This is a genomic window from Sphingomonas sp. SL1004, assembly GCF_057815015.1.
In genome coordinates this window covers 2,122,131-2,142,330 of record NZ_JBYMUX010000001.1, presented here as the reverse complement: position 1 = coordinate 2,142,330, position 20,200 = coordinate 2,122,131, and the positions used below count along the sequence as shown (strand labels likewise).

General features: G+C 66.5%; 18 protein-coding genes. 12 read left to right on the top strand and 6 right to left on the bottom strand.

Translation table 11 applies throughout. The features are described from left to right. Positions 1–130 precede the first annotated feature (130 nt). The 4 genes from AC3D24_RS09605 to AC3D24_RS09590 all read left to right on the top strand — a co-directional run bounded on the left by AC3D24_RS09605 (position 131) and on the right by AC3D24_RS09590 (position 3,938). Positions 131–1,291, top strand: coding sequence for a cysteine desulfurase (locus AC3D24_RS09605; RefSeq protein ID WP_489033119.1), 1,161 nt, complete (start codon positions 131–133; stop codon positions 1,289–1,291). Continuing rightward, positions 1,288–1,749, top strand: coding sequence for an SUF system Fe-S cluster assembly protein (locus AC3D24_RS09600; protein ID WP_056057670.1), 462 nt, complete (start codon positions 1,288–1,290; stop codon positions 1,747–1,749). The genes AC3D24_RS09605 and AC3D24_RS09600 overlap by 4 nt, the downstream gene beginning before the upstream one ends. Positions 1,750–1,885: 136 nt before the next feature. Then, the gene (locus AC3D24_RS09595; RefSeq protein WP_332754289.1) at positions 1,886–2,239 is read left to right on the top strand and encodes a HesB/IscA family protein; all 354 of its coding nucleotides are present in this window, start codon (positions 1,886–1,888) and stop codon (positions 2,237–2,239) included. Between the two features lie 307 nt (positions 2,240–2,546). Then, positions 2,547–3,938, top strand: a complete 1,392-nt coding sequence (locus AC3D24_RS09590) for an amino acid permease (RefSeq protein WP_489030139.1) — start codon at positions 2,547–2,549, stop codon at positions 3,936–3,938. A gap of 462 nt (positions 3,939–4,400) precedes the next feature. Here the strand turns inward: AC3D24_RS09590 and acnA are convergent, their stop codons facing one another. Both acnA and AC3D24_RS09580 read right to left on the bottom strand, forming a co-directional pair. Continuing rightward, complete coding sequence (gene acnA / locus AC3D24_RS09585) at positions 4,401–7,097, bottom strand: aconitate hydratase AcnA (protein WP_489030137.1); 2,697 nt, start codon at positions 7,095–7,097, stop codon at positions 4,401–4,403. A gap of 179 nt (positions 7,098–7,276) precedes the next feature. After that, positions 7,277–7,627, bottom strand: a complete 351-nt coding sequence (locus AC3D24_RS09580) for a hypothetical protein (RefSeq protein WP_489030135.1) — start codon at positions 7,625–7,627, stop codon at positions 7,277–7,279. A 310-nt stretch (positions 7,628–7,937) separates the two neighbouring features. Between AC3D24_RS09580 and AC3D24_RS09575 the strand changes: the two genes are divergently transcribed. From AC3D24_RS09575 to AC3D24_RS09545, 7 genes are all read left to right on the top strand, one after another. Continuing rightward, positions 7,938–11,480 (top strand): autotransporter domain-containing protein, encoded by a 3,543-nt coding sequence (locus tag AC3D24_RS09575; protein ID WP_489030133.1) that lies wholly within the window; start codon positions 7,938–7,940, stop codon positions 11,478–11,480. Between the two features lie 137 nt (positions 11,481–11,617). Beyond that, positions 11,618–11,779: a hypothetical protein gene (locus AC3D24_RS09570; protein ID WP_489030131.1), complete on the top strand. Its 162-nt coding sequence runs from the start codon at positions 11,618–11,620 to the stop codon at positions 11,777–11,779. A gap of 61 nt (positions 11,780–11,840) precedes the next feature. Next, positions 11,841–12,311: a MarR family winged helix-turn-helix transcriptional regulator gene (locus AC3D24_RS09565; protein ID WP_489030129.1), complete on the top strand. Its 471-nt coding sequence runs from the start codon at positions 11,841–11,843 to the stop codon at positions 12,309–12,311. Beyond that, positions 12,308–13,708 (top strand): efflux transporter outer membrane subunit, encoded by a 1,401-nt coding sequence (locus AC3D24_RS09560; protein WP_489030127.1) that lies wholly within the window; start codon positions 12,308–12,310, stop codon positions 13,706–13,708. The genes AC3D24_RS09565 and AC3D24_RS09560 overlap by 4 nt, the downstream gene beginning before the upstream one ends. Beyond that, entirely contained in the window at positions 13,705–14,868 is a 1,164-nt protein-coding gene (locus AC3D24_RS09555) for an EmrA/EmrK family multidrug efflux transporter periplasmic adaptor subunit (protein ID WP_489030125.1), read from the top strand. Before AC3D24_RS09560 ends, AC3D24_RS09555 begins: the two co-directional genes overlap by 4 nt. A 277-nt stretch (positions 14,869–15,145) precedes the next feature. Then, entirely contained in the window at positions 15,146–16,690 is a 1,545-nt protein-coding gene (locus AC3D24_RS09550; protein WP_489030123.1) for a DHA2 family efflux MFS transporter permease subunit, read from the top strand. Positions 16,691–16,815: 125 nt separating this feature from the next. Beyond that, positions 16,816–17,088 (top strand): hypothetical protein, encoded by a 273-nt coding sequence (locus AC3D24_RS09545; protein ID WP_489030121.1) that lies wholly within the window; start codon positions 16,816–16,818, stop codon positions 17,086–17,088. A gap of 7 nt (positions 17,089–17,095) precedes the next feature. Here the strand turns inward: AC3D24_RS09545 and AC3D24_RS09540 are convergent, their stop codons facing one another. Together AC3D24_RS09540 and AC3D24_RS09535 are read right to left on the bottom strand one after the other, a co-directional pair. Next, positions 17,096–18,145 carry a lactonase family protein gene (locus AC3D24_RS09540; protein ID WP_489030120.1) on the bottom strand — a complete coding sequence of 350 codons (1,050 nt, stop codon included), beginning with the start codon at positions 18,143–18,145 and terminating at the stop codon, positions 17,096–17,098. A gap of 127 nt (positions 18,146–18,272) precedes the next feature. Further along, positions 18,273–18,425 (bottom strand): hypothetical protein, encoded by a 153-nt coding sequence (locus tag AC3D24_RS09535; RefSeq protein ID WP_489030118.1) that lies wholly within the window; start codon positions 18,423–18,425, stop codon positions 18,273–18,275. Positions 18,426–18,527: 102 nt separating this feature from the next. Between AC3D24_RS09535 and AC3D24_RS09530 the strand changes: the two genes are divergently transcribed. Next, positions 18,528–18,815 (top strand): hypothetical protein, encoded by a 288-nt coding sequence (locus AC3D24_RS09530; RefSeq protein WP_489030116.1) that lies wholly within the window; start codon positions 18,528–18,530, stop codon positions 18,813–18,815. An 18-nt stretch (positions 18,816–18,833) separates the two neighbouring features. Here AC3D24_RS09530 and AC3D24_RS09525 read toward each other — a convergent pair whose 3' ends face one another. Both AC3D24_RS09525 and AC3D24_RS09520 read right to left on the bottom strand, forming a co-directional pair. Next, the gene (locus AC3D24_RS09525; RefSeq protein WP_489030114.1) at positions 18,834–19,124 is read right to left on the bottom strand and encodes a hypothetical protein; all 291 of its coding nucleotides are present in this window, start codon (positions 19,122–19,124) and stop codon (positions 18,834–18,836) included. Between the two features lie 85 nt (positions 19,125–19,209). Then, entirely contained in the window at positions 19,210–20,058 is an 849-nt protein-coding gene (locus tag AC3D24_RS09520) for an AraC family transcriptional regulator (protein ID WP_489030112.1), read from the bottom strand. Positions 20,059–20,200: the final 142 nt, after the last annotated feature.

The following is a 20,200-nucleotide window of genomic DNA, read 5'->3' as shown; positions in this document are numbered from 1 at the left end:
AGCTGGTGGAGGGGGTTCTCCGCTTGGCGTAGCGTCTGTGGAAGCCCCCCTCCACCCCGCCGCTGCGCGTCGCGGTCCCCCTCCCCGTGCCGGGGAGGATGCGCTCGACCGGCTCTCGGACTTCCCCGCGATTCCAGAGGGCTGGGCGTATCTCGATACCGCTGCGACTGCGCAGAAGCCGCAGGTCGTGGTCGACGCGATTACGCGCGCTTATGGCGAGACCTACGCGACGGTGCATCGCGGCGTGTACCAACGCTCGGCGGACATGACGGTCGCCTATGAAGCGGCGCGTAAGGCCGTCGCGCGGTTCATAGGCGCGGGTTCGGCCGACGAGATCGTGTTCGTGCGCGGTGCTACCGAGGCGATCAATCTCGTCGCGCAGTGCTGGGCCGGCGAGCAGTTGAAGGCAGGCGATCGCATCCTGCTCTCCATGCTGGAGCATCACTCGAACATCGTGCCGTGGCAGATGATCGCGGAAGCGCGCGGCGTCGCGATCGACGTCCTGCCGCTGACGGAGGATCATCGCATCGATCTCGACGCGATGGAGCGGATGATCACCCCGGCTCATAAGCTGGTCGCGCTTGGGCATGTGTCGAACGTGCTCGGCTCGGTGCTCGATGCCAAGCGCGCGACCGAGATCGCGCATTCGGTCGGCGCGAAGATCCTGCTCGACGGGTGCCAGTCGGTGCCGCGGATCGCGGTCGACGTGCAGGCGATCGGCTGCGATTTCTACGTGTTCTCCGGGCACAAGCTGTACGGGCCGACCGGGATCGGCGTGCTGTGGGCCAAGCCGGAATTGCTCGACGCGATGCCGCCGTACCAGGGTGGCGGGTCGATGATCGACAAGGTGTCGTTCGCCAAGACCACCTACGCGCCGCCGCCGGGTCGGTTCGAGGCGGGGACGCCGCATATCGTCGGCGCGCTCGGGCTGCACGCGGCGATCGACTATGTCGAGAGCATCGGGCTGGGGGCGATCCACGCGCACGAGACTGCGCTGGTGACCGCCACGCGCGAGGCGCTGTCGGGGATCAATTCGGTGCGCCTGTATGGCCCGGCGGACTCGGCGGGGATCGTGAGCTTCACCATCGAGGGGGTTCATCCGCACGACATCGGCACCATATTGGACGAGGAGCGCGTCGCGATCCGTGCCGGCCATCACTGTGCACAGCCGCTGATGGAGGCGCTGGGCGTCGAGGCGACGGCACGCGCGAGCTTCGGCGTGTATAACGGGCCGGCGGACGTTGAGGCGCTGGTGCGTGGTATCGAGCGAGTAACGAGGATTTTTGGATGAGCGATCGGTTCGAGATCGAGGAAGTGGATGCCGTTGCATCGCCGCCCAAGGCGCGCGTCGTCATGGAGACGGACTCTGACGCGGAGCGCAAGCGGGATTATCTCGCGGGCTTCCTCGCGCAGAAGCCGCAGGTGGATTCGCCCGGCGAGCCCGGTGGCGCGGTGTACGATGCGATCATCGATGCGCTGAAGGAGATCTATGATCCCGAGATCCCGGTGAACATCTATGACCTGGGGCTGATCTACGGCGTCGAGGTGACCGAGGACGGGCATGCGGTGGTGGCGATGACGCTGACGACGCCGAACTGTCCGGTCGCCGAGTCGATGCCGGCGGAGGTAGAGATGCGCGTCGGGTCGGTGCCGGGGGTCGGCTTTGCGGAAGTGAACCTGGTTTGGGATCCGCCTTGGGATCCGCAGAAGATGTCGGACGAGGCGAAGTTAGAGCTGGGCATGCTCTGACTCTGCTTCCCCTCCCGCAGGCGGGAGGGGGCAGGGGGTGGGCTCGCGCTCACCTTGCGAACGACGGTTATGAGTGGCTGGCCGGGAGCCCACCCCCGGCCCCTCCCGCTTACGGGAGGGGGAAGGAAGGACGATCATGGCGACGACATTGCGAGCGCGGCCGGCGGCGCTGAACCTGACGGCGACGGCGCATGCGCGGATTGCGGATCTTATGGCGCGGGCTCCGGCGGATGCGATCGGGGTGAAGCTGTCGACGCCTAAGCGTGGGTGTTCGGGGCTGGCCTATTCGGTGGATTACGTCACCGAGGCCAAGCCTTTCGACGAGCGGATCGATACGCCGGGCGGGACTTTGTTCGTCGATGGCGGGTCGATCCTGTATTTGATCGGGTCGACGATGGACTGGGTCGAGGACGACTTTACCGCCGGTTTCGTTTTCCAGAATCCTAACGCCAAGGGCGCGTGCGGGTGCGGCGAGAGCTTCACCGTCTGAGTCCCGCCGTTAGGTAGTTTGTGTCCCCGCGAAGGCGGGGACCCAGACTGGGCTCCCGCCTTCGCGGGAGAACAGGGACTAGCGGACTGCCGTTCGATTTCGGCTCCCCTTCTACCACCCCGGCGAAGGCCGGGGCCCAGTTGGGCGACGCTGCTGACATTGCGCAGCGCATCGTCACGATGACCTTGCCAACTGGACCCCGGCCTCCGCCGGGGAGGAAATTGACGCTCGGGTAAGTGGTTGGCGGCTGACCTTGCCCCCCGGTCCCGTCCTGTGCCACTCCCCGCCCCAACAAGAGGGGATATCCGTGGCCAGTCTGTTTCGCCGAAAAATCGTCACCGAGCAGCCGCCGGAGCATCAGCTCGCGCGGACATTGTCGTGGCCGCATCTGGTGGCGATGGGCGTGGGCGGGATCGTCGGCACCGGTATCCTGACGCTGATCGGCGTCGGCGCGGGGCTCGCCGGGCCTGCGGTGATCCTGTCGTTCATCATCGCCGGTGGGATCTGTGCCTGCGCGGCGCTCGCGTATGCGGAGATGGCGACGATGATCCCGGCGTCGGGCAGCGCGTACACCTACAGCTATGTGGTGCTCGGCGAGCTGATCGCATGGGTGATCGGCTGGAGCCTCATACTGGAATATTCGCTGGTCGTGTCGACCGTCGCGGTCGGCTGGTCAGGCTATGCCGCACCGTTGCTGCGCGGCGCTTTCGGGTTTCCCGAGGCACTGACGCTCAGCCCCGAACTCGGCGGCATCCTCAACGTGCCGGCGATCTTCATCATCGCGGTCGTCGCGGGCGTGCTGTCGTTCGGCACGCGTGAGAGCGCGACTTTGAACGCGGTTTTGGTCGGCGTGAAGATGATCGCGCTGACCGTGTTCGTGTTCATCGCGCTCCACTATTTCAACAGCGCCAATCTCCATCCGTTCATGCCCTACGGCTTTCCGAAGGCCGTCCAGCCCGATGGCGCCGAGCGCGGCGTGATGGCGGCGGCAGCGATCATCTTCTTCGCGTTCTACGGCTTCGACGCGATCTCGACCGCGGCTGAGGAGACCAAGAACCCCGGCCGTGATCTGGCGATCGGCATCGTCGGGTCGATGGTGGCGTGCATCGCGATCTATATTCTGGTCGCGGTCGCTGCGGTCGGCGCGCTGTCCTACACCCGGTTTGCCGGCAGCGCAGAGCCGCTCGCGCTGATCCTGCGCGAGATCGGCCGACCGGGGTTCGCCACCTTCCTCGGTGCGTCCGCCGTTATCGCGTTGCCGACGGTTTTGCTCGCGTTCCTGTTCGGCCAGAGCCGGATCTTCTTCACGATGGCGCGAGACGGCCTGCTCCCATTGAGCCTCGCCAAGGTTTCCAAGCGAGGTGCCCCCGTCCGCATCACCTGGATCACCGCGGCGATCGTTGCCGTCATTGCAGGCCTGTTGCCGCTCGCCGAGATCGCGGCGCTCGCCAACGCGGGCACGCTCGCCGCATTCGTTGCGGTCTGTGCCTGCATGCTGGTGATGCGCCGCCGCGCGCCTGACGCGGTACGGGCGTTCCGGGCACCGGCCGCAACGCTGGTCGGGACGATCGGTATTCTTGGGTGCTTGTACCTGTTCTTCAGCCTGCCCTCGAAGACGCAGCTGTATTTCGGGCTGTGGAACCTGGTCGGGTTGGCGCTCTACTTCGTCTACGCGCGGCCGAGAGCGCTGGCGGAGTAGACGGCTTTGACGAGGGGACGACATTAGAGACGCCAGAGCCTGGAACCCTGGGCTCCCGCTTTCGCGGGTGAACAAGGGATGCTGGAGTAGGGTGCATACTTCGGCGCCGAACGAGAAAATTCGTTTTCGATCCCGCTCGACATATCGCTGCAACATATCGGGACGAAAGGGAGTGGGTCGCCGCCCCTCTCCCCCTGTGGACGGCGACCTGACCGGGTCTCCCCTGTCCCGGTCTTCTCCCTGAACTACGGGGCGATCCTTGTGATCGCCCCGCCTTTTTTGGTTGAGAGCGCGCGAGGCGCGGAGTCGCTGCCTCTCCAATGATCCCAAAGCACGTCATCCAGCGAACGTTGGGATATCCCTCGTTGGGCCGTGTGGGCCTCACGGGGATATCCCAGCTTTCGCTGGGATGACGGTATCGAGAGAGGTCGTCCCGGATCGCTCCGGGATGACGTAATGGTCTTACGCGGCCAGCTTGCGCAGGACGTACTGGAGGATGCCGCCGTTGAGGAAGTATTCCAGCTCGTTGACGGTATCGATCCGGCACTTGGTCTGGAACGTCTCGCTGGTGCCGTCGGCGCGGGTCATCTTGACCGTGACGTCCTGACGCGGGCGGATGCTCGCCACGTCGAGGATCGTGAACGTCTCCGAGCCGTCGAGGCCGAGCGTCTTGCGATCGGTGCCTTCGGCGAACTGCAACGGCAGCACGCCCATGCCGACCAGGTTCGAGCGATGGATGCGCTCGAAGCTCTCGGTGATCACGGCGCGGACGCCGAGCAGGTTGGTGCCCTTCGCCGCCCAGTCGCGCGACGATCCGGTGCCGTATTCCTTGCCGGCGACGATCACCAGCGGGGTGCCGTCCTGCTTGAAGCGCATCGCGGCATCGTAGATCGCCATGACTTCGCCGTCGTACTTCGACATGCCGCCCTCGATGCCGGGGACCATCTCGTTCTTGATGCGGATGTTGGCAAAGGTGCCGCGCATCATCACGTCATGGTTGCCGCGACGCGCGCCATAGCTGTTGAAGTCCGCCTTGCTGACCTGATGCTCCTGGAGGAAGCGGCCAGCGGGGCTGTCGGCCTTGATCGAACCGGCCGGCGAGATGTGATCGGTGGTGATCGAATCGCCGAGGATCGCGAGCGGCTTGGCGTCGATGATGTCCTGCACCGGCGACGGCGTCATGCTGAGGCCCTCGAAATACGGTGGGTTGGCGACATAGGTCGAGCCGGCGCGCCATGCGTAGGTGTCCGAGCCCGTGACGTCGATCTCGCGCCACTTGGCGTCGCCCGCATAGACGTCGCCGTAGCGCGCGCCGAACATGCCGGCGTCGATGTTGGCGTCCATCGTCGTGCGGACTTCCTCGTTGGTCGGCCAGATATCGCGCAGATACACGTCCTGGCCGTCCGACCCCTGACCCAGCGGCGTCTCGATCATGTCGGTCGTGACGGTGCCCTTGATTGCATAGGCGACCACAAGCGGCGGCGAGGCGAGGAAGTTGGCGCGGACGTCGGGCGACACGCGGCCCTCGAAGTTGCGGTTGCCCGAGAGGACCGACGCGGCGACTAGATCGTTCTCGTTGATCGCGGCCGAGATGGCGGGCGCGAGCGGGCCCGAGTTGCCGATGCAGGTGGTGCAGCCGTATCCGACGAGGTTGAAGCCGAGCGCGTTCAGGTCCGCGGTGAGGCCTGCCTTGTCGAGATAGTCGGTGACGACCTGCGAACCGGGGGCGAGCGAGGTCTTCACCCACGGCTTCGACTTGAGGCCGAGTGCGTTCGCCTTGCGGGCCACCAGACCGGCGGCGACCAGCACCGACGGGTTCGAGGTGTTGGTGCAGCTGGTGATCGCGGCGATCACGACGTCGCCGTCGCCGATGTCATGCTCGCGACCCTCGACCGCGACGCGTGCGGGCTGCTCCTTGTGGTACAGCTTGTGGAGGTCGCTGTTGAACACCTCGTCGACCTTGTTGAGGCTGACGCGGTCCTGCGGGCGCTTCGGGCCGGCAAGCGATGCGACGACGGTGCCCATGTCGAGTTCGAGCGTGTCGGTGAACACCGGATCCTCGGCGTTCTCGTCGCGCCAGAAGCCGTTGGCCTTGGCGTAGGCTTCGACCAGCTCGACGTTCTCATCGGAGCGTGCCGTGAGGCGCATGTAATCGAGCGTCTTGTCGTCGATCGGGAAGAAGCCGCAGGTGGCACCGTATTCGGGCGCCATGTTGGCGATCGTCGCGCGATCGGCGAGCGTCATCGACGACAGGCCGGGGCCGAAGAACTCGACGAAGCGGCCGACCACGCCCTTGGCGCGCAGCATCTGCGTGACGGTGAGCACGAGATCGGTGGCGGTGATGCCCTCGTTCAGCTTGCCGAGCAGCTTGAAGCCGACGACTTCGGGGATCAGCATCGACACGGGCTGGCCGAGCATCGCGGCCTCGGCCTCGATCCCGCCGACGCCCCAGCCGAGCACGCCGAGACCGTTGATCATCGTCGTGTGGCTGTCGGTGCCGACCAGCGTGTCGGGATACGCGATCATCGTGCCCCCCGGAAGCTTGGCGCCGTGGTCACCCGACGCCGCCGACGACCAGACGGCCTGGCCGATATATTCGAGATTCACCTGGTGGCAGATGCCGGTGCCGGGGGGGACGACCTGGAAATTGTCGAGCGCCTTGCTGCCCCACTTCAGGAACTCGTAGCGCTCGATGTTGCGCTCATATTCGAGGTCGACGTTGTCATGGAACGCCTGCGGGGTGCCGAACTCGTCGACCATCACCGAGTGATCGATGACGAGGTGGACGGGGACCTGCGGGTTGATCTTCTCGGGGTTGCCGCCGAGCTTGGTCATCGCATCGCGCATCGCGGCGAGGTCGACCACGCAGGGAACACCGGTGAAATCCTGCATCAGTACGCGGGCGGGGCGATACTGGATCTCGCGGTCGCTGCGGCGCTCCTTCTGCCAGTCGACGATCGCCTGGATATCCTCGCGCGTGACCGTCACGCCGTCCTCGAAGCGGAGCAGGTTTTCGAGAAGGACCTTCATCGAGAACGGCAGGCGGCTGATGTCGCCGAGCTGTTCCGACGCCTTGGCGAGGCTGTAATAGTCGTACGACTTGCCGCCGGTCGACAGGCTGGTGCGGGTCTTGAGGGTATCCTGGCCAATGGCAGTCATAGGGGTCCTTCCCGTGGGCGTCGGGCCGCCGGGCGCCGAGGGGAAAGCAGCCATGAAGGCCACGCGGGCGCGCCGGGAACCGAGCAAAAAATGCTGTTACCGGGGGGGCCTTAGCAAGGGGGAGCGGATCGGGGAAGGGCGCGGGTGCAACAGGATGCGGTTATCGCGAGCGGTGGCCGTCAGGCGAGGCGACTAGTGGCGTGAACCCGGCTCGCCATCTTCAGGAATACATGCATCCGATCGAGCGCGGCCGGCGTCAGCGCGAGTGCGCCACCCTTGGCGAGCGCAATGATCTGACCATCGTCCGCGAGGTGTGCGAGCCAGCGCCGCCCGGTGCCCGGCGGCGTACCGGTACGTGTCATCAGGTCGGCCTCGGACAGCGGTTCGTGCCGCATCTGCGCCACGAACAGCCGCAGCATCATGTTCCAGGCATGCTCGGCAAATATCTCGCTGGGGAAGACGTCGGTTCGCAGGCCGCGAACCAGAATGAGATTCTCGGCCGCGCGCGCTGTGTCGATATCGTCGGGCATGCGGCTGGATACGGCGCCGCGTGATGAGGTGCCTTATACAATGCCAAGGCGGCGGGGCAGACATCGGGTATGCAGGCGCGGTGCAACATGGGTACGCGGCAGCGTAATGTGCGGCCAACAAACGCACGTCTTCGTCTGGCATCAGGCTAGGCACTGCAGGTTGTGTGTCTTAAATGACGCAATCGTGACAGATTGTTACGACCTGGCCAAACTGGGTAATTCGCTGATTGCGTTCCCAATTTGGCCTGCATAGCTTCCCGATATGGTGCACGTTCCGAAGTATGGGCGGCCCAACAGGGGACACAGATTGATGAAAACCGCTTCCATGCGTTCCGTTTCGCGCCACGCGCGCGCCGGCCTGCTCGCCTCGACCGGCCTGCTCGCGTCGACCGCGCTGCTTCTGTCGGCCGCGCTGACCACTGCGGCGTCGGCGCAGGACCGTCCGACGGGCGCCGATACGATGGCGTATAGCAGTTCGCTCAACCCCGCCGACCTGGTTACGACGCCCAGCATCGTGATCAGCGCGCCGGGCACGCCGACCACCGCGCAGGATACCGCCGGCGGCGTGAACGGCATCGGCCAGATGACGATCTCGCTCGGCGGCGGCAGCCTGGGGCTGTGCACCGGCACGCTGATCAATCCGCGGACGGTCATCTTCGCCGCGCATTGCGTCAACGAGAACGGCGCAGGCACCGGTGCGCAGGATCCATGGCAGTACGGATCGCAAGGCGGCGGCATCCCGATCGCGTTCGGGTTCGCGCAGAACAACCTGCCGGCCGTGCGCGACTGGGTGCTGGCGACGACCGCGACCGGTGCGGCCAACCCGAACCAGTACAAGACCAGCACGGCCAATTTCCTCTATAACGTCAACCAGGTCGTCTATAATGCTGACTCGCTCAAGCTGGGTCTCGCGCAGAACTTCCTGCAGGGCGACGTGGCGATCGCGACGCTGGATACGCCGGCCGCCAACGTGCCGACCTGGGCGCTGTTGCTGTCGGCGCTGCCGGCACCCGCTGCGATCAACGATACGACCGGCACGGGCTATCACGTTACGCTCTCCGGCTATGGTCGCAATGGCCAGGGCGGTACGCTGACCGGCGATACCAACGGCATCGATTACCGTCGTCGCATCGCCGAGAACACGATCGGCATCCTCGGCTCGTTCGACGACCGCGATGCGTTCCTGTTCGGATCCACCAGCGGCCTGCCGCAGAACCTGTATCAGCTCGATTTCGACGATCCCCGCCGCGGTACCGCGGCGGCCAGCCCGTACGACTTCAACCTGTTCAAGGACGACGCGCTGCCCAACGAAGGGACGACGGCGGGCGGCGACTCGGGCGGTCCGCTGATCCTCGACCGCGCGTTCGCGAAGCAGGTCGTGATCGGCGTGCTGTCGGGCGGTAGCCGCTTCTATGCCGCGCAGCCGTTCGGGGCGTACGGCACCGAGAGCTTCTATCAGCCGCTGTATCTGTTCTCCGACTATATCACCGCGAACAACCCGTATCGCTACGCGCAGACCAAGGCCGGCGACGGGCTGTGGACCGACGCGTCGCACTGGGTGACGGCACTCGATCCGAACTATCAGATCATCGTCGACGGCAAGCTGGTCAACGGCGTGCCGACCACGACCGGTGCGGGGATCGCGGGCGACGGCAACAAGTTCGGCCAGGTCTGTTTCGAGACCGATTGCGTCGACGTGAAGACCGGCATCGAGACGGTCGACGGCGTCCCCGTCACGACCACTGCGGATGCGCCGGCGGTGGCTGCAGTCGTCACCAAGGTATCGACGCCGGGTGTCGGTGTCGAAGGGCTCACGCTCGAGACGGCGGCGCAGGGCGGCAAGGCCGACGCGGCATCGCTCGGTGGTGCAGAAGACGTGGCGCTGGCAGGCGGCGGCGCGGTCGCGCTGGCGGTGCTGTCGCCGACGCTCGCCAACGGCCTGCCCGGTGCTACCAATTTCGTCCCCAACAACGTCGATCCGGACCGGACGACGCAGCGCACGGCGCGCTATTACGACGTGACGCTGTCGGCGGCGGGCACGACCACGCTCGGTTCCGCGGTGACGGTCGACAAGTTCACCGTCGCGGGCAGCACCGCGAAGCTGGCGGTGACGTCGGCGGGGTCGCTGACCAGCCTGATGACGATCAACCAGGTGACCGGCGTCGTCCAGAACGACGGCGTCATCTCGACGCCGGGCGATTACTTCATGCTGTCGGGGCTGCTGACCGGATCGGGACGGATCAACACGCCGTTCTTCACCAGCGTCGCCGGCATGATCGCGCCGGGCACCACCGGCACGATCGGCACGCTGACGGTCGGCGGCAACGGCGTGCTCGCCTCGGGCACCAACCTGCTGGTCGACCTGGGACCGAACAATACGTCGGACAAGCTCGCCTTCGCCGCGACGACGTTCAACGCAGCGGGCGTGGCGACCAACGGCATCGTCAATCTGGGCGGCAAGGTCGGCTTCGCGCCGGTTTCGGGGCACACCATCCGGTATAACGATCTCTATACGATCGTGACCGCGCAGGGCGGGATCAGCGGCTCGTTCGCCGCAGCGACTCCGCTGAGCGCGATCCTGACGCCGAGCTATGTCTACAGCACCAACGCGGTGCAGGTCCGGATCCTAGCGGGGCAGTACCGCAACGTCGTCGCCGCGACGCCGGTGCAGTCGGCCTATGCCGGGCTGCTCGACCAGAACCGGTCGAACTATGCGGCGCTGAGCGGAGTCTATGGTTCGCTCGATCTGCAGAATGCGGCAACGATCCGCTCGACGCTGGAGGGTCTCGCGCCGCGCGCCGAAACGCTCAAGTCGAGCCTCGGCGTCGCATCGGTCGATACGATGTCGCGCTTCTACCGCGATCACATCGCGCAGATCGACACGCGGGGCGGGCTGGGCGGCACGCTCGCGCTGATCGGCAAGCCGGTCCAGGTGGCGTCGCTGATGGCGAGCGACCTGCCGGGCGGGCAGGACACGATGAGCGACTCGTCGGGGACCGTGTTGCAGCAGGGCAAGCTGCCCGACGACATGAGCGGCTTCATCGCCGGCGGCTATATCGATGGCAAAAGCCGTTCGATGCCGGGCACCAATCCGTTTGGCGGGCATGACAAGTTCGACGGCTATTTCGCAGCGGCGGGGCTCGAGAAGCAGGCGGGTGACGGCGGCGTGATCGGCTTCTCGTTCTCGTACACCAATACCGACGGCACCACCGGCGGGATCGCACAGCGCGCCAAGGGCGAACTGTTCCAGGGTACGCTGTACGGCAAGCTGGAGACCGCATCGGGGATCGTGCTCGATACGCAATTCAGCGCGGGCGCGTTCGTCGCCAAGACCGACCGCACCGTCGGTTTCGTCGGCACCAACTACCGCCTGCGCGGCACTGACAACGCGTTGACGGTCGTCAGCGAGGTCGGGCTCGGCAAGGCGTTCGACCTGTCGATGCTCAAGGTCGGCCCGCGCGTGTCGATGCGCGCCAGCCATATCGGCTTCGGCAAGACGATCGAGAATGGCGGCGGACCTGCCCTGTTCGTCGATCGCGACAGCTTCGACAGCCTGCAGGGGCGTGCCGGGCTGACGCTCGGCGCTAGTGGCTCGTTCCGGCCCTACGCCGCGGCGAACTACGTCCACGACTTCCAGTCGACGCCGGGCGTGTTCGGCGCGAACTTTGTCGGCGGGATCGGTCCGAACGCGCTGTTCGGGCTGGCCGGGCAGGACAAGAACTGGGGCGAGATCAGCGCGGGGCTGACGCTGGTCGGCGACCGGGTCGACATCTCGGTCGGTGCGGACACCACCGTCGAGCGCAAGGACGTCTCGAACCAGTCGTACAAGGGCTCGATCAAGATCCGTTTCTGATCGAACGGCGCGGCCGCGCACGCGCCAAGCAGGCGGGCGAAAAGGGGTCATCGGCAATCGCCGGTGGCTCTTTTTTACAATGGGGCGCATGCCACTTCATGTTCGAGCGAGTCGCCCGGACGGATGGGGGATACGCCATGCGAAACATCGACCCGACGATCGAGCGACTAAAGGTCATCCGTCGCCTGATCGGCGAGGCGCGCGACATCGCCGACCACGAGAGCGAGCACATGCTCGGCGCCAAGCTCGATGATTGTGCCGGCTGTGTCGACGAGCGGATAGCGTCGTTCTCGGCCTGATCGCTCCTACTTATCACAAAGAATAATTGACTGCCTGGGCAATGATTGCCTAGGCAGTGATATGGCAATTTATACCACCGACGAATTTGGACCCGATTGTTCGCTGGGCTATCTCGCGCGGCGCATTCATCAGATCGGGCAGGCTTCGCTGGAGCCGGTGTTCGTCGAGGAGGGGCTGACGATCACGCAATGGTCCGCATTGGTATCGATCTGGATCGGGCGGGCCAATACGTCGGCCGATCTCGCGCGCGATCTGGCGCATGACAAGGGCGCGACGACCCGGTTGGTGGATACGCTGGAGCAGCGCGGGTGGGTGACGCGGTCGCGCGCGACGGACGATCGGAGGGTGGTGAACCTCGAACAGACGCCGGCGGGCGAGGCGGTGGCACTGCGGTGTCGGGATCGGGTGGTCGATTTCTGGAACGCCACGTTGAAGGACTGGGACCGAGCCGAGGTCGATACGCTGATCGCGCTGATGCAGAAGCTTCGAGGGACGCTCGAACAAGCAGCGGCCGAGGGGCGCGGGGCATGAGGCAGGTAATCCTGGTGGCTTCGGTCGCGGCCTTGGCGGGGTGCGCGGTGCCCGCGTCCCAAACCGTCGTGGCGCCGATCTCGGCGAGCGCGCTGGGGCTCGCGGCGGATCCGGCGCCGGTGATCGCCGCGGATTGGTGGCGCGGGTTCGGCGATCCGCAGCTCGACCGGCTGGTGAACGATGCGGTGTCGGGGAATCCGTCGCTCGATGCGGCGCTCTCACGGGTGTCGCAGGCGCAGGCGATATTGTCGACGCGGCGTGCCGATAACGGCCCGGACGTGACGCTGGATGCGCAGGAGCAGTTTGTCCGGTTGAGCGGGCGGTACACGATCCCGCCACCCTATGCTGGGACGACGCGGTTCGTGGGCACGGCGGCGGCGAACCTCAGCTGGAACCTCGATCTGTTCGGGCGACAGAAGGCGGCGATCGTCGGCGCGCGGGCATCGGTGCGGGCAGCGGCGCTCGATGTGGCGGCGGCGCGGTTGGCGCTGTCGGGCGCGGTGGTGCAGACGTATATCGACCTCGAACGCGCCGAGGCGCAGGCGGGGATCGCGCGGCGGACAATCGCTACACGTGAGAATACGCTGCGGCTGGTGAACGTGCGGATCCGCAACAAGCTCGGCAGCAAGCTGGAGGCGCAGGCGGCGACGACGTTGCTGGCGCAGGCGCGACAGGCCTTGGTGCGTGCCGAGGCGGGGCAGGTGCTGGCGAAGAACGCGCTGGCGGCGCTGGCGGGCCGCGGGGTGGACTATTCCGCGGCGATCGGCGCGACTGCGTTGAAACTGGATGCGGTCTTGCCGCTGCCGAGGACGGTGCCGGCGGATTTGCTGGCGCGGCGGGCCGATATTGCGGCGGCGCAGGCTCGGATCGAGGCGGCGGCCGCCGGGCGGCAGGTTGCGCGGAAAGCGTTTTATCCGAACGTGAACCTGGCGGCGCTGGCGGGGTTCCAGGCGATCGGGCTCGGCAATCTCGTGTCGCTCGATGCGGGGACGGTCGGCGCGGGGCCGGCGATCCACCTGCCGATCTTCGACAATGGCCGGTTGAAGGCGGATCTGGCGGGCGCGACTGCGGTGCTCGATCTGGCGACGGCCGAGTATAACGACCGGGTCGTCGGTGCGGTGCGCGAGGCGGCGGATGCGGTCGCGCGGATCGGGGCGCTGGATGCGGACCGTGCGCGGCAACGCGAGGTGGTGCGCGGCTATGCCGAGACCGGGCGACTGAACGCGATTCGCGTGTCGAGCGGGCTCGATAGCCGGCTCGACCTCGTCGACAACGACGTGCGGCTGCTCGCCGCCGAACAGGCCGATGCCGACCTCGCCGCCAATGCCGCGCAACAGCGTGTCCAGCTGGTGCTGGCGCTGGGCGGTGGTTTCGATTTGCAGGATTTGAACCGATGACCGACACGCAGACCCCGCCGCCGCCACCAGTCGCTGCCGGCAACCCGAAGGGGCGCAAGCGGGCGCTTTCGATCCTGGGCGTCGTCGTCGTGATCGGGGCGATCGTGTGGGCGGTGTTCCATTTCCTGCTCGCCAGCCCTGAGCAGGAGACCGACGACGCGTATGTCGCGGGCGACGTCGTCGCGATCACCGCGCGCGATCCGGGGCAGGTGACCGCGATCCATGCCGACAACACGCAGGTCGTGAAGGCGGGGCAGCCGTTGATCGATCTCGACGCGGCGACGGCGGACGTCGGGGTCGCGTCGGCGGAGGCGGAACTGGCGCGGGCGGTGCGATCGACACGGTCGGACTTCTCGAAGGTGAACGAGACCGGCGCGGCAGTGGTGCAGGCCGAAGCGGAACTGGCGCGCGCGCGGAACGACCTTTCGCGGCGTCGTGGGGCTGCGGCCGAGGGTGCGATCTCGGGCGAGGAACTGAGCCACGCGGCGGACCAGGTGAAGGTGGCGAGCGCGACGCTGCAACTGGCGCGGAGCCAGCAGGCGCAGTCCCGGAATGGCGTCATGGGGACGACCGTGTCGAACAACCCGGCGGTGATGGCGGCGATCGCGGCCTATCGGCGCGCGGCGATCACGCGGAGCCATATGCATGTCGTCGCGCCGATCGATGGGGTTGTCGCGCAACGGACGGTGCAGCTCGGGCAGCAGGTGTCGGCGGGGATGCCGTTGATGGCGGTGGTGCCGCTCGACCGGGTGTGGGTCGACGCGAACTTCCGCGAGACGCAGTTGCGCGATCTGCGGATCGGGCAGGCGGCGACGGTGACGGCGGACATGTACGGCGACGACCTAGTGTATCACGGGCATGTGATCGGGCTGGGCGCGGGCAGCGGCAACGCGTTCGCGCTGCTGCCGCCGCAGAACGCGAGCGGGAACTGGATCAAGATCACGCAGCGCGTGCCGGTCCGGATCGCGCTCGACAAGGGTGAGCTGCGGCGGAACCCGCTGCGGGTCGGGCTGTCGGTGAATGCGACGGTGGATACGGCGGACAAGTCTGGGACGATGGTCGGGCGGCCTGCTGTGGCGTCGTACAAGGGGTTGGTGACCGGGGCAGGGGATGCTGCGGTCGAGACGAAGATCCGGCAGATCATCGCGGCGAATCGGTGATGTTTGTGCGGTGGTCGCTGCTCGGGACCTGTCTTCCCCTCCTTGTTCTCCCGCGAAGGCGGGAGCCCAGTCTGGGTCCCCGCCTTCGCGGGGAAACAAGCTTTTTGCGCTCCGTCGGCATCCATACTGCACCACCCCGGCGGAGGCCGGGGCCCAATTGGAGAGGTGGTCGTAACAGAGCGCCGTCTTCCATCAGCAGCGTTTGCCAATTGGGCCCCGGCCTTCGCCGGGGGGGTGCCCCCGGTGGGGTGCTTCGCTCTCAACGGAGCGCCCGCTGATGGCCGCGCCCTCCGGACCCGGCCCCGCCCCCCTCGTCGGAGGATCGCTTGCGCTCACCGCGTTCGCGCTCGCGCTGGGCACCTTCATGCAGGTCCTCGACACCACGATCGCCAACGTGTCGCTACCGACGATCGCCGGCAACCTCGGCGTTTCTAGCGACAATTCGACCTGGATCGTGACCGCGTTTGCGGTCGCGAACGGGGTCGCGGTGCCGCTGACCGGCTGGCTGATGGGCCGGTTCGGGGTGGTGCGGACGTTCTGCGTGTCCGTGTTCCTGTTCACGATCGCGTCGTTCCTGTGCGGGATCGCGTGGGACCTGCCGTCGCTGATCGGGTTTCGTGTCCTCCAGGGTGCCGTTTCCGGGCCGATGATCCCGGGCAGCCAGGCGCTGCTGATCGCGATCTTCCCGGCGCATAAGCGCGGCACCGCGCTGGCGATCTGGTCGATGACCACGCTGGTCGCGCCGATCATGGGGCCGATCCTGGGCGGCTATATCTCAGACAATTATCACTGGAGCTGGATTTTCCTGATCAACGTGCCGTTCGGCGTGTTCACCGCGTTCGTCTGCTGGAAGAAGCTGGGCAAGCGCGACACGCCGACGCGGAAACTGCCGATCGACCAGGTCGGGCTGATCCTGCTGGTGGTGTGGGTCGGCGCGCTGCAGATCGTGCTCGATCTCGGCAAGAACGACGACTGGTTCGCGGCCGACCGGATCGTCATCGCCACCGTGATCGCGGCGATCGGGTTTGTCGGCTGGCTGATCTGGGAGCTGACCGACGCCAATCCGGCGGTGAACCTTTCGCTGTTCAAGAACCGCAATTTCGCGATCGGGACGACCGCGTTCTGCCTCGGCTACGCGGTGTTCTTCGCCAACACGCTGCTGCTGCCGCTCTGGTTGCAGACGCAGATGGGCTATACCGCGACCTGGGCCGGACTGGTCGCAGCGCCGAGCGGCGCGGTCGCGGTGATCCTGACGCCGTTCATGGCCAAGCTCGCAGGCAAGTTCGACGCGCGCATCCTTGCCAGCATCGCGTTTGCGGCATTCGGATATTCCTATTATTTGCGCTCGGGCTATACGACCTATGCGAGCTTCTATGACCTGATGCTGCCGATGCTGGTGCAGGGTATCGCGATGAGCAGCTTCTTCCTGTCGATGCTGACGATCTCGTTCGACCGCATCCCGGCCGAGCGGCTGCCGTCCGCGACCGGCATTTCGAACTTCGTCCGCATCACCGCGGGCAGCTTTGCCGCATCGCTGATCACCACCGCATGGGATCGGCGCGAGACGCTGCACCAGAGCCGGTTGTCGGAGGCGGTGGGCACAGGGTCGCCGTACCAGATGGCACGCGAGGCGCTGACGCGGATGGGGCTGACCGACGTCCAGGCCGCGGCGGCGATCACCCGGCAGATGGTCGGGCAGGCGTATCTGCTGGCGTCGACCGACCTGTTCCGGCTGTCGGCATGGCTGTGCCTCGCCTTGATCGTGCTGGTCTGGTTCACACGCCGCCCCGAGCCGCCGCAAGGACCGATCGCCGCCGATTGAGCCCCGACAGCTGTCAGTTCCTTACGACTGTGCCAAAACCATCCCGGATTGAAACACTATCGAAACCACTCCGGCCCTACCGGGTGGCTTCACCAAATACGAAATGCCTGTGGGGGGCCAGACACATGACTATCAAAACCACCGTTTTGCGGATTGCCGCCGTATGCCTGGTGTTCGGCGCTGCGCCGGCCTGGGCGGGCGAACCGTCCTGCGGCAGCGTCGCGAACAGGGCACGCCTGGTATGCGACGAGGGTGCGTGCATCCGCGTACCGTTCAAGGACCTGTGCGACGCGGTGCGCGCGTCGTATCCGGTCAAGCGCCGGGTCGTAAAGCCGAGCCGGATCGAGCTGGATCCGGTCCGCGACGAATTGACGCTGCTGATCGCTCGGGTCAGCTGAGCAGCGACTAGAGGTTCCCGGCGAGCACGAACGCCGCGCCGGGAACCGCGATCGACCGATCGGGGGGCCCGAGCCTGCCGTCGGCGAGGATCGCCAGCGCAGTAACCCGGTGATCGCGTTCATGCGCGACGATCAGGCGATGCTCGTCCTCCAGCAGGAGGAAAAAGCGCGGCGAGGCGCCTCCGCTGGGGGCGTGCTGCACCAGCGTAGGATTGCCGTCGGCATCCAGTGCGAACACCGCGATGCTGTCATGGCCGCGGTTCGAGACGTAGAGCCGGTCGCCGGTCGCATTGGCGGCGATATGCGCGACGATCGAATGGCCGCTCCAGTCGGCAGGGAGCGTCGACAGCGTGGTCCGGCTGCTGAAAATGCCGTTATTCTCATCCAGTACGATCAGCGCGTTCGAAAGCTCGCAGGCGAGATACGCCGTGCGCGGGTGACGGGCGTGGATCAGCAGATGGCGCGGGCCGGATCCGGCGGGCGCGTCGAACGCGGTCGCCGGCGGGCTGAGCGTGCCGGTATCCGTATCGACCGCGAAGGCGAGGATCTGGTCGGTGCCCAGATCGGTCGCGTAGAGCCAACGATCGTCGAGGCTGAACCCGACCCAATGCGCGTGCGGCGATTGCTGGCGATCGACGTCGGGCCCGGATCCCGTATTGGCGTGCACCGCGGGCGGCGCGATCGGCAGGCCGGTCGCGGCATCCAGGCGGTAGAGCGCGATGCTGCCGCTCGCATAATTGGCGACCGCGATGTGGGATTGGCTGTGGTCGAGGGCGACGTGGCACGGGTCCTGGCCACCGGTCGGGACGTGCGCCAGTCGGGTCCAGCCCGCGCCATCGAAACGGTGGACGCCGAGCGCGCCATTCTGTTCGTCAACCAGATACTGCAGCCCGAACCGCGGCGCATAGGTGCCGAACGACGCGTTGGCGGCAAGGTCGTGCGGCGCGCCGATCGTCCAGCCGTCGGGGTTGCGGTGAAGCGGGTACAATCCGGCGCCGCCGCCTCCAGCATAGGTGCCGATCCAGAGCGCGGCGCGTGTGGCTTCGGGTAACGTCATGCGCCACCATTACGCGGATCGGTGGCGCCGGCCCATCCGATATCGTCGCCGCATACCGTCGCCGCATACCGTCGCCGCATACCGTCGCCGCATACCGTCGCCGCATACCGTCGTCGTGCGCGTGCCGTCAGATCTTTAGCACCGCGATCAGCTGTTCGCGGTACAGCCTGGCGAGATCCTCATGCATGCGGGCGATGACCGAGCTTGGTGCCTGGCGTGCGAGCACCGACTGATCGTCCATCCGGCGTTCGAGTATGGCGGGGTGCGGCATGATATCCATGACCCGTGCTGGGCCCACGATGTTGCGGCCGGATTTCGGATCAGGGTTAATCGCGGCGATCTTTGCGGCGGGATCGTATTTTGCCGGGATCGGACTCTGGCATTGCCCGTATGCTTGGCCTACCGCGTGGCGATGGGCGATCTGGATAGACTGGTTCCGTCGGGAATCATCGAGCAATGGGTCTATCACCTGCGTCGGCAGCGCGCGCGTGCGTCCGATGCGATATGGTTGATCGATCAGGGGTTTACGCTGCACGACGGGCAGGGCGGTACGCCGCGCCACGACGCGACCGCGCGGTGGCGCGAGGAGCAGGAAACCGTCGTCGCCGAAGTGACCGCGCTGCTGGCGCTGTACGACGGCATCAACCTCGGCACGATCGACGCCGAATAACGTCGGTCGCGTGCTGCGTTACAGCGGCTCGCCGTAGCTTTCGCGCATCAGCCAGCCGGTATGCTGCAGCGACGAACTCTGCGGCGATTCCGGATCGGCCATGCCGACGACCAGCGCGGCCGATGCGGCGAGTTGCTCGTGATGCTCGCTGAGCGCCAGATGCGCCGACCGGCCTGCCGCGGACCGCGAACGGCCGGCGAGCGCCTTTTCCTGAACGGCACGCTCGCGGTGATAGGCGACCTGCTCGATCCAGGCCTGTGTGCTGGCGGTCGTATCGTCTCGGGTCGTATGGGCGGGCTTGTCGGTCATGCTCGTCTCCGTCGTCGTGCCAAGACTTGATGCAGGTCGGTTTACGGGTGGTGACTAGGTATAGTTAATGCGCTGTGGGCCAGGGCTATTCGCGGTGGGCGGTGGCGCCGACGCGGCGGAGATAGCGACGTGGCGTGGTGCCGAGGAAGCGGTTCGCGTCGCGCAGGAAATGCGAGGCGTCGTAATAGCCGAGCGGTGCGACCGAGGCGAAGTCCATCTCCGATACGCGGAACTGTTCGAGCGCGGCCAGGAAGCGGCGGCGCATCAGCAAGGTCTTGGGCGGAAACCCGAACCAGCGCAGCGCGACGCGACGGAGCAGATGCGGCGTGGTGCCGATCCGGTCGGCGGCGGTCGCCGCGTCGAACACGGTGCCCTCGTCGATCAGCGCGATCAGCGCGCGGATGACAGGCTCGTCGGTCAGGTCGGCGCCATTGGCCGGACGGCGCGTGATCGCGTCCGCCAGCCGTGCGACGGCGGTCGCGGCGATGTCGCCTGTGTCGTCTGTGCCCAGACCATCGAGCCGGAGCCCGAGGTCGGCGGCGGGGACGATCCGGTCGACGACCATTGCTGCGGGAACGGTGGTCAGGCGGGCCCAGTCCAGCGCGTTGAGTGGGATCTCGACCGGGACGACGCCGTCGATCCTGAGCGTCACCGGCTGGCTCGACGGACCGACGATCGCGACCTCGGGAAGCCGGTCGTAGCGACGGTTGCGGATCTGTGCGGCAACCCCCGAGCGCGTGGGGATCAGCAGGATCCGCGCATCGCCGGGCAGGCGACTGGTTTCGGTCGGTGCGGCGGGGACGGCGGGTTCGCGGCGCAGTACGGGATCGCTCGACGACCGCGCGGCAATCCCTGTCAGGGGCGTGTCGCCGACCGGGGCGGGGGCTTGCGCCAGTATCGTCGGATCGAGCGCACGCAGCAGGGAAGTCAGCATTATCGGCTCCAGAAATCGGATGCGTACCGACGGGATCGGCGTCGCTCCGCGAGGGCAGGAGGTGATCGAGTTCTTACAAAAGCGAAATGTCCGTGCGGCTCAATTTTGAGACGTTTTGTAAGATCCGGATCTACGTTGCGGT